The sequence below is a fragment of the uncultured Flavonifractor sp. genome, from assembly GCF_944383115.1.
In the GTDB taxonomy this organism is placed as follows: domain Bacteria; phylum Bacillota; class Clostridia; order Oscillospirales; family Oscillospiraceae; genus Flavonifractor.
Map to the genome: position 1 here is coordinate 1 of NZ_CALWOJ010000081.1, position 9149 is coordinate 9149.

The window sequence follows — 9149 nt, forward strand, 5'->3', positions numbered from 1 at the left end:
AGCCCTCCCCGGGGCCGCCGCCGGGCCGGGGGCGGAGTACCGTGCCGTCGTTTCGACCGCCGGTCAGCTCCTCCTTCTGCTCCAGCTCCAGACGGGGCGGCAGGATGAGAACGGCGCCTGCCGGCCCCCGCCCCACAGGCAGCGGGAACAGTCCCAGCAGGTCGCAGCTCCATGCCCGTTCCGCCCGGCAGATCAGACGTCCGCAGTGGGAGGCGGGAATGGTCACGGGCGTCCCCTCCTGGGGCGAGATCAAAATGCGGCTCTCCCCGGACTCGCCGGTGAGCTGATTGGCCCAGCTCAGCTTGACCCGTGGACGGATCAGGGGCAGCGGGGAAGTGCGGCGCAGGACGACATGAAACAGCGCCTGCTCCTTCAGAGACACCGCCGGGGCGGCGGGCAGTACCAGCACGCGGCTTCCGGCCAGCCCCGGCAGGGCCAGCAGCAGGGAGAGGAGGGGGAGGGTCAGAATCAAGACCAATACAAAGGTGGACAGGTAGAAACGGAAAAAGATCTGGAAAAGCACCGCCGCGCCCACCAAAACGGCGTACAGGATCCGACGGCCCGTCATGGCCTCACCCGATCTTGGGAGGTGGGACCTGCCGCAGGATCTCCGCCGCCGGATGGACGCCGCCGGCGGATTCCGCCCGGGGGGAGAGAATAAGCCGGTGGGTCACCACGTCGGCAAAGACCATAGACACATCCTCCGGGTTCACATAGTCCCGGCCCAGCACCAGAGCGGCGGCTTTTGCCATCGCGGTGACGGCCAGAGAGGCACGGGGACTGGCTCCCTGGACGATCATGGGGTGGGAGCGGGTGGCGGTGATCAGGCGGATGATATAGTCCAGCACCGGGTCAGACACATACACCCGGTCGGCCTGATCCCGCAGCGCGGCGAGGCCGGGCAGGTCCAGCACCTGGCGCACCTGATCCAGAGGGTTGCCCCCCTGCTTGCGGCGCACCATATCAAACTCATCCGCCGGAGCGGGATAGCCCAGGGACAGCCGGATCATGAACCGGTCCATCTGGGAGTCGGGCAGAGGCTGGGTTCCCGAGGCGCCCGCCGGGTTCTGGGTGGCAATGACCAGGAAGGGCTGAGGTACCGGATGGGCCACCCCGTCCACGGTGACCTGGCCCTCCTCCATGGCCTCCAGCAGAGCCGACTGAGTACGGCTGGTGGCCCGGTTCAGCTCGTCCGCCAGGAATAAATTGCACAGCACCGCGCCGGGCTGATACTCCATTGCGCCGGTGGCCTTGTTGTAGATGGAAAAACCGGTGATATCCGAAGGCATCACGTCCGGGGTAAACTGCACCCGATTGTATTGCAGGCTCAGAGCTTTGGAAAAAGCCAGAGCCATTGTGGTCTTGCCAACGCCGGGAATATCCTCCAGCAAAATGTGGCCCCGGGCCAGAATGGCCAGCAGCACCTTGGCAAGTATGCTGTCCTTGCCCACGACTGCTTTCTTGACCTCGCCCAGAATCTCCAGGGCCTGCTTGTTGCCTTCCATGTTCCGCCCTCCTTAAACAGGTTCTGAGTCCTATTTTACCAAAGACTTCCCTTATGTCAACTGCAGGAACCAAACTTAATAAGTATGAAAGGTTTTGGAGATGGGTATTACCATTTTGTACCCCATACCAAAGATGCCGGGAACGGAAAAAATCACGGCAGACCCTTGCGCAAAAGAACGTTTTGTGGTATAGTACATACGTTAGTAGTAGAAGTATGGTGAGAGTGGGGTCGCGGCTCCGCTCTTTCTTATTGAAAAAACGGGGCATGTAAATTTTTAACAGCCCCTGCCGGAGGTAGCTTATGGCCAAGGTAACAGAGCTGGTATCCGCGCTGGCCGCCCCCCTGGTGGAGGAGGCCGGATGTACCCTGTGGGACGTGGAATACGTCCGGGAGGCGGGACAGTGGTTCCTGCGGGTCTATATTGATAAGGAGGGGGGCGTCTCCATCAACGACTGCGAGGCGGTGAGCCGTCCCCTGTCCGACGCCCTGGACGAGGCCGACCCCATTGAGGGCAGCTATGTGCTGGAGGTGTCCTCCGCCGGCGCCGACAGGCTCCTGAAAAAGCCGGAACACTTTGCCGCCTTCATGGGGGCTGAGGTGGAGGTGCGCCTCTACCGGGCTGTGGACGGCCGGAAGGATCATGTAGGGGTTCTCACCGGCTATGAAAACGGCGACGTGACCATTGACACCGCCGCCGGACCTCAGACCTTTGTGAAAAAGGACGTGGCCCAGACACGGCTGTATGTGCGGTTTTAACCATGTGAGTGCAAGGAGATAGAGCTATGCCGAAGAAAAATGCCAAAGCGCAGAAGACCAATGAGCTGGACGGCAAGGAGTTTTTTGCCGCCATCAATCTCATCGAGAAGGAAAAGGGCATCCCCAAGTCCTATATGCTGGAGAAGATCACCCAGGCCCTGGTGTCCGCCTACAAGCGGGACCATGAGACCGTTGGGGACAATGTGGCGGTGGAAGCCGACGAGCAGGCCGGCACCGTCCGTATGTTCGTCAAGAAGGACGTGGTGGAGGAGGTGGATAACCCCTGCACCGAGATGAGTCTGGAGCAGGCCCGCAGCAAGCTGCCCCAGGCCCAGCTGGGGGACGTGATCCGCATTGAGATCAAGACCCGGGACTTTGGCCGCATTGCCGCCCAGACCGCCCGCCAGGTCATCATTCAGGGCATGCGTGAGGCCGAGCGGGGCATGGTGTACGACGAGTTCTCCTCAAAGGAGCATGAGATCCTCACCGGCGTGGTCACCCGCATTGACCCCCGTTCCGGCGCCGCCAGCCTGCGGATTGGCTCGGGCAGCGAGGCCACCGAGGCCTTCCTGGCCGCCGGCGAGCAGGTCAAGGGCGAGGAGTATGTGGAGGGGATGCGCCTGCGGGTGTATGTGGTGGAGGTCCGCCGTTCCACCAAGGGGCCCCAGGTCCTCATCTCCCGCACCCACCCCGGCCTGGTAAAGCGGCTGTTTGAGATGGAGGTGCCCGAGATCTACGACGGCACTGTGGAGGTCAAGTCCATCGCCCGTGAGGCCGGTTCCCGCACCAAGCTGGCCGTCTGGTCCGCCGACCCCAATGTGGACCCCATCGGCGCCTGCGTGGGCCCCCGGGGCCAGCGCGTCAACAACATCGTGGAAGAACTCCGGGGCGAGAAGGTGGACATCGTCAAGTGGTCCGAGGACCCTGCCGTGTACATCGCCGCCGCCCTGTCTCCTGCCGACGTCATCAGCGTGGACATCCACGAGGAGGGCAAGACCTGCCGCGTGGTGGTGCCCGACGATCAGCTCTCCCTGGCCATCGGCAAGGAGGGCCAGAACGCCCGGCTGGCCGCCAAGCTGACCGGCTGGAAGATCGACATCAAGCCCGCCTCCGCCCCCGCCGACGAGGAAGTGGAGGACGAGGAGGACGTGATCCTGGAGGACGAGGCCGGGACCGAGGAATAAATTCCGCGGGGGCGGTCTCCAAGGCCGGAACTGGCCCTCCCCGGGACCCGCCGCAGGCGGGACGGCGCTTGCGCCGCCCAAGCGTTTTGCCAGCGGCAAAACTTTGGTTTGGGGCAATTCAGTTGCCCCAAACAGGATATAATCAGGGGCCCCCGCAAAAGGCTCCGCCTTTTGTGGGGCGGGCCAGAACGCCCGGCTGGCCGCCAAGCTGACCGGCTGGAAGATCGACATCAAGCCCGCCTCCGCCCCCGCCGATGAAGAGGTGGAGGACGAGGAGGACGTGATCCTGGAGGACGAGGCCGAGGAGTAAGCCCTCAGTGATCAAATGAAATGGAAGGGGGGCAGAAGGATGCCCAAGAAAATACCCATGCGCCAGTGCGTGGGCTGCCGGGAGATGAAGCCCAAAAAGGAGCTGATCCGGGTGGTGAAAAGTCCCGAGGGGGAGGTTTCCCTGGACTTTAAGGGGAAGAAGCCGGGCCGGGGAGCCTATGTGTGTCCCGACGGGGCCTGCCTGAAAAAGGCCCGAAAGGCCAAGGCGCTGGAGCGGGCCTTCTCCGCCCCCATGCCCGACGAGGTATACGAGGCTCTGGAACAGCAGATGCGGGAGGGCGATCAGGATGGATAGCGTGCTGCATCTGCTGGGCATCGCCCGCAAGGCGGGCCGTGTGGAGGTGGGCGAGGAGCCGGTGGGCGCCGCCGCCCGGGCCCACCAGGCCAAGCTGATCCTCACCGCCTGCGACGGCGCCGACAACAGCCTGCGCCGGGCCGCTCACTTTGCCGAGATCGGCAAGGCGCCCCACCTGCCCACGCCCTACACCAAGGGCGGCCTGGGCGGTGCGGTGGGCCGCTCTGCCTGCACCATGCTGGCCCTCACCGATGTGGGACTGGCCGCCGCCATTGCCGACAAGCTGGCCGCCGCCGATCCTGAGAGATGTGCTGCCGCCGCGGAGGAGCTGAAGGTCCAGGCGGGCAAGGCGCTCCAGCGGCAGAAGGAACAGCGGGCCCATGAGAAAAAACTGCAAAAGAAGAAGCAGAAACCGTGGGCCCCGCCCCCCAAGGCGGCGGGAGATCCTCAGAATGCGGCCCCGGCGCAGAAACAGGCAAAACCATTTGTCCCCAAGGGCAGATTGACCATAAAGAAGCAGCGGCCATGAACAGAAATGGCCGGAACAGATTGGAACGAGCAGGCTTGTTCCAATAAGAAAGCGCAGCGGAGCCGCTACGTTTTCCTATTGGCGCAAGCCGACCAGTTGGAGGTGGCTTTATTTGCTGAACAACAAATACCGTGTGCATGAGGTGGCCAAGGATTTCAACAAGAACTCCAAGGACATCACCGACATCCTGACCAAATACGCGACGACCCCGAAGAATCACATGCAGCCTCTGAGCGATCAGGAACTTTCCCTGATCTTTGAGTACCTCACCCAGCACAATCAGGTGGAGAGCATCGAGAGCATCTACGCCGACGTGTACCGGGAGCCCAAGGCTGAGCCCGCTGCGCCCAAGGCTGCCCCTGCCGCCGGGAAGGGGAAGGAGGACGCCGCTCCCGCCCGGAAGCCGGATCAGAAAGCCGGCAAGCCGGACAAGGAATCCGCTGCGCCTGCCGCCAAGCCCGCTCCTCAGGCGGAGCAGCCCAAGGCCCAGCAGCCCCAGCAGCAGGATAACCGGCCCGCCACCCGCGTCCCCGAGAAGAAGGTGGTGGACACCCGCAAGAGCGGCAACGTGAACCTGGAGAAGTACGACCAGCGGCTGGAGGATCTGGCTGCCGGCAAGACCAAGCAGATGCAGGCCGGCAAGCAGAAGTTCCAGGGCCGCAACCAGCGCAAGGGCGGCTTCCAGGGCGGCAACAAGCGCCGCCAGGAGGAGCAGGAGAAGATGCGCCGGCTCCAGATGGAGATCGCCAAGAAGACGCCCCTCACCGTCAAGATCCCCGACGAGATCGGCGTGGGCGAGCTGGCCTCCCGCATGAAGAAGACCGGCGCCGAGGTGGTCAAGACCCTGATGAAGAACGGCGTCATGGCCTCCCTGTCCGACGTCATCGACTTCGATACCGCCGCCATCATCGCTGAAGAGCTGGGCTGCAAGGTGGAGAAGGAGATCATCGTCACCATCGAGGAGAAGCTCATCGACACCGCCGAGGACAAGGAAGAGGATCTGCTCCCCCGTGCCCCCGTGGTGGTGGTCATGGGCCACGTCGACCACGGCAAGACCTCTCTGCTGGACTATATCCGCAACGCTCATGTGGCGGCGGGCGAGGCCGGCGGCATCACCCAGCACATCGGCGCCTATCAGGTGGAGGTGCAGGGTAAGCCCATTACCTTCCTGGACACCCCCGGCCACGAGGCCTTTACCGCCATGCGCGCCCGGGGCGCTATGATCACCGACGTGGCCATCCTGGTGGTGGCCGCCGACGACGGCATCATGCCCCAGACCGTGGAATCCATCAACCACGCCAAGGCCGCCAACATCCCCGTCATTGTGGCCATCAACAAGATGGATAAGCCGGAGGCCAACCCCGAGCGCATTAAGGAGCAGCTCACCAAGTACGAGCTGGTGCCTGAGGAGTGGGGCGGCGAGACCATCATCTGCCCCATCTCCGCCAAGACCGGCGAGGGCATCGACAACCTGCTGGAGATGGTCAACCTGACCGCCGAGATGCAGGAGCTGAAGGCCAATCCCAACCGCTCCGCCCACGGCGCTGTTATCGAGGCCCGGCTGGACAAGGGCCGCGGCCCTGTGGCCACCCTGCTGGTGCAGAACGGTACCCTCCACCAGGGCGACATCATCATTGCCGGCACTGCTGTGGGCCGTGTCCGCGCCATGACCAACGCCCGTGGTGAGAAGCTCACCGAGGCCGGCCCCTCCGTGCCTGTGGAGATCATCGGCATGGGCGAGGTGCCCGGCGCCGGCGACGACTTCCACGCCGTGGCCGACGAGCGCATGGCCCGCGAGCTGGTGGAGCAGCGCAAGCACGATCAGAAGATGGCCGCCTCCGGCCCGGTGGGCAAGGTGAGCCTGGAGGATCTGTTCAGCCAGATCCAGGCCGGTGAGATGAAGAATCTGAACATCATCGTCAAGGCCGACGTACAGGGCTCCGCCGAGGCCGTCAAGGCATCCCTGGAGAAGATCTCCAACGAGGAGGTCCGGGTGCGGGTCATCCACTGCGCGGTGGGCGCCATCAACGAGAGCGACGTCATGCTGGCCACCACCTCCAACGCCATCATCGTGGGCTTCAACGTCCGTCCCGACTCCAACGCCAAGGACACCGCCGCCCGCAACAAGGTGGATATGCGGATGTACCGGGTGATCTACGACTGTATCAACGAGATCGAGACCGCCATGAAGGGTATGCTGGCCCCCAAGTTCAAGGAAGTGGAGCTGGGCCAGGCCGAGGTGCGCAACGTGTTCCGTATCACCGGCGTAGGCATGGTGGCCGGCTGCTATGTCACCGACGGCAAGATGCAGCGGGGCGCCCAGATGCGTCTGCTGCGGGACAATGTGGTGATCTACGACGGTTCCATCGCCTCCCTCCAGCGCTTCAAGGACAGCGTGAAGGAAGTGGCTGCCGGCTACGAGTGCGGCATCACCTTCGAGAAGTTCCAGGATATCAAGGAGGGCGACGTGATCGAGGCCTACCTGATGGAGCAGATCGAGGTGTAATGCCGCGCGAGACCCCCGCGCAGCGGGGGCGGCGCATTTGCGCCGTGCAAGCGTTTTGCCGTCAGGCAAAACCTTGGCGCAGGGCGAATTCACTTCGCCCGAGCAGATAAAATCAAGGGGTCCCCGCGGGATGGAACATCCCGTGGGGCGTGCGGCATTACCTTCGAGAAGTTCCAGGATATCAAGGAGGGCGACGTGATCGAGGCCTATTTGATGGAGCAGATTGAGGTGTAATTCTGCTTCTTGCGGGGTGCCACCGGCCCGGCATAGCCGTGCCGGCCTACGCTAAAGATTTGCCACCGGCAAATCTTCTTAACGCTGCGGTGGAGCAGATCGAGGTATAATGGATCGAAGGTTTCCCGTGAGGGGTGACCGAGAAAAATAAAAACAGACCCGTTCCGTCCCCAAGTCATTTGAGGAGGGGGCGGGTCTGTATTGCATGATAGGAGAAAACCATGGCAAGTAATCGCATTGGACGTATCAACGAGGAGATCCAGCGGGAGCTGTCCGCCCTGATTCGGACGGTAAAGGACCCCCGGGTCCACGGACTGGTCTCCATCACCGGCGTGGATACCACCTCTGACCTGCGCTATTCCAAGATCTATGTCAGCGTGCTGGACAAGAGCGACGTGAGCGAGGTGGTCAAGGGCCTCAAGTCCGCCGGCGGCTACCTGCGGCGGGAGCTGGGGGCGGCCCTCAAGCTGCGCTACACCCCCGAGCTGCAATTCGTGGCCGACGATTCCATCGGCAAGGGGGCCCATATCCTGAGCCTGCTGCGGGACCCGGAGGTGGTCAAGCCCGCCAATCCCGCCAACGCACACATCGACCTGGACAGCGAGGAGTAAACTATGACCTATACCGAAGCGGCGGTCTGGCTGCGTGAGCACGACCGCTATCTGATCCTCACCCACAAGCGCCCCGACGGGGACACCATCGGCTGTGCCGCCGCCCTGTGCCGGGGCCTGCGGGGCCTGGGCAAGACCGCCCACATCTGCCCCGGCACCGGAGAGACCCACCTATTTACCCCCTATCTGGAGGGGCTGCTGGCCCCGGAGGGGTATGCGCCGGCGACGGTGGTCAGCGTGGACATCGCCGCCCGGGGCCTGTTCACCGAGACCGGCGAGCCCTGGCTGGAGCGGGGGATCGATCTGGCCATCGACCACCACCCCTCCCAGGAGTTCTTTGCCAGGCAGACCTGCCTGGACGCCTCCCGGGCGGCCTGCGGCGAGATCATCTACGACATCCTGAAGGAGCTGGGGCAGGTCAACGCCGAGACCGCCGTGCCGCTCTATGTGGCGGTGTCCACCGACTGCGGCTGCTTCCAGTACGGCAACACCACCGCGGATACCCACCGGGTGGCCGCCGCCCTGATGGACACCGGCATTGACGCCTTCCCCCTGAACAAATGGCACTTCCGTACCAAGACCTGGGCCCGGCTTCAGGTGGAACGGCTCATTGTGGAGCGGATGCACCGCTATGAGGACGGCAAGGTGGCCGTGGCCCCCGTGTCTCTGTCTCTGATGGACGAGGCGGGCGCTACCGAGGAGGACATGGAGGACATTGCCGCCTTCCTGGGCCAGATCGAGGGGGTGGAGACCTCCGTCACCATCCGGGAGCTGGAGGACGGAGCCTGCAAGCTGTCCGTCCGCACCAGCGGCGGGCTGAACGCCACCCGTGTGTGCGCCCTGCTGGGGGGCGGCGGGCACGCTGCTGCCGCAGGCTGCACGGTCAACGGCACTCTGGAGCAGGCGGAGTCCGCCATCCTGGACGCTATCCGGCAGGTGGAAAACAATGCCTAACGGAGTTATCATCATTGACAAGCCCCGGGAGTGGACCAGCATGGATATCTGTGCCAAGCTGCGGGGGATCTTCCACGAAAAGCGGATTGGCCACGGCGGTACCCTGGATCCTATGGCCACCGGCGTGCTGCCTGTCTTTGTAGGCCGGGCCACCCGGGCGGTGGAGTTTGCCACCGAGGGGAAAAAGGAATATATCGCCGGATTAAAACTGGGTGTTATGACAAATACCCAGGATACCACCGG

8 protein-coding genes and 3 pseudogenes are annotated in these 9149 nt (G+C 63.6%); 9 read left to right on the forward strand and 2 right to left on the reverse strand.

Going from position 1 to position 9149, the window contains the following annotated elements:
• Nucleotides 1-568 (reverse strand): annotated as a pseudogene (locus Q0K43_RS08675) (DUF58 domain-containing protein); the annotation flags it as partial.
• A 4-nt stretch (nt 569-572) separates the two neighbouring features.
• Nucleotides 573-1505, reverse strand: coding sequence for an AAA family ATPase (locus Q0K43_RS08680; RefSeq protein ID WP_297290159.1), 933 nt, complete (start codon nt 1503-1505; stop codon nt 573-575).
• A 302-nt stretch (nt 1506-1807) separates the two neighbouring features.
• On the opposite strand from Q0K43_RS08680, the gene rimP reads away from it, so the two are divergent.
• The 9 genes and pseudogenes from rimP to Q0K43_RS08720 all read left to right on the forward strand — a co-directional run.
• Nucleotides 1808-2263, forward strand: a complete 456-nt coding sequence (gene rimP, locus Q0K43_RS08685) for a ribosome maturation factor RimP (protein WP_297290160.1) — start codon at nt 1808-1810, stop codon at nt 2261-2263.
• A gap of 26 nt (nt 2264-2289) precedes the next feature.
• Nucleotides 2290-3447 carry a transcription termination factor NusA gene (gene nusA, locus Q0K43_RS08690; RefSeq protein WP_297290161.1) on the forward strand — a complete coding sequence of 386 codons (1158 nt, stop codon included), beginning with the start codon at nt 2290-2292 and terminating at the stop codon, nt 3445-3447.
• A gap of 181 nt (nt 3448-3628) precedes the next feature.
• A pseudogene (locus Q0K43_RS11740) lies at nt 3629-3757 on the forward strand (transcription termination/antitermination protein NusA); the annotation flags it as partial.
• A gap of 39 nt (nt 3758-3796) precedes the next feature.
• Nucleotides 3797-4072, forward strand: a complete 276-nt coding sequence (locus Q0K43_RS08695; protein WP_297290162.1) for an RNase P modulator RnpM — start codon at nt 3797-3799, stop codon at nt 4070-4072.
• Nucleotides 4065-4601, forward strand: coding sequence for a L7Ae/L30e/S12e/Gadd45 family ribosomal protein (locus Q0K43_RS08700; protein WP_297290163.1), 537 nt, complete (start codon nt 4065-4067; stop codon nt 4599-4601). Before Q0K43_RS08695 ends, Q0K43_RS08700 begins: the two co-directional genes overlap by 8 nt.
• A gap of 115 nt (nt 4602-4716) precedes the next feature.
• Nucleotides 4717-7107: a translation initiation factor IF-2 gene (gene infB / locus Q0K43_RS08705; protein WP_297290166.1), complete on the forward strand. Its 2391-nt coding sequence runs from the start codon at nt 4717-4719 to the stop codon at nt 7105-7107.
• 455 nt (nt 7108-7562) lie between these two features.
• Complete coding sequence (gene rbfA / locus Q0K43_RS08710; protein WP_297290164.1) at nt 7563-7952, forward strand: 30S ribosome-binding factor RbfA; 390 nt, start codon at nt 7563-7565, stop codon at nt 7950-7952.
• 3 nt (nt 7953-7955) lie between these two features.
• Nucleotides 7956-8906, forward strand: a complete 951-nt coding sequence (locus Q0K43_RS08715) for a DHH family phosphoesterase (protein ID WP_297290165.1) — start codon at nt 7956-7958, stop codon at nt 8904-8906.
• A pseudogene (locus tag Q0K43_RS08720) lies at nt 8899-9149 on the forward strand (pseudouridine synthase); the annotation flags it as partial. The gene Q0K43_RS08715 and the pseudogene Q0K43_RS08720, both read left to right, overlap by 8 nt.

Bases quoted from the DNA above. Each gene is read 5' to 3' on its own strand.
- Q0K43_RS08680 (WP_297290159.1), bottom strand. From the start codon at position 1,505: ATGGAAGGCAACAAGCAGGCCCTGGAGATTCTGGGCGAGGTCAAGAAA.
- rimP (WP_297290160.1), top strand. From the start codon at position 1,808: ATGGCCAAGGTAACAGAGCTGGTATCCGCGCTGGCCGCCCCCCTGGTG.
- nusA (WP_297290161.1), top strand. From the start codon at position 2,290: ATGCCGAAGAAAAATGCCAAAGCGCAGAAGACCAATGAGCTGGACGGC.
- Q0K43_RS08695 (WP_297290162.1), top strand. From the start codon at position 3,797: ATGCCCAAGAAAATACCCATGCGCCAGTGCGTGGGCTGCCGGGAGATG.
- Q0K43_RS08700 (WP_297290163.1), top strand. From the start codon at position 4,065: ATGGATAGCGTGCTGCATCTGCTGGGCATCGCCCGCAAGGCGGGCCGT.
- rbfA (WP_297290164.1), top strand. From the start codon at position 7,563: ATGGCAAGTAATCGCATTGGACGTATCAACGAGGAGATCCAGCGGGAG.
- Q0K43_RS08715 (WP_297290165.1), top strand. From the start codon at position 7,956: ATGACCTATACCGAAGCGGCGGTCTGGCTGCGTGAGCACGACCGCTAT.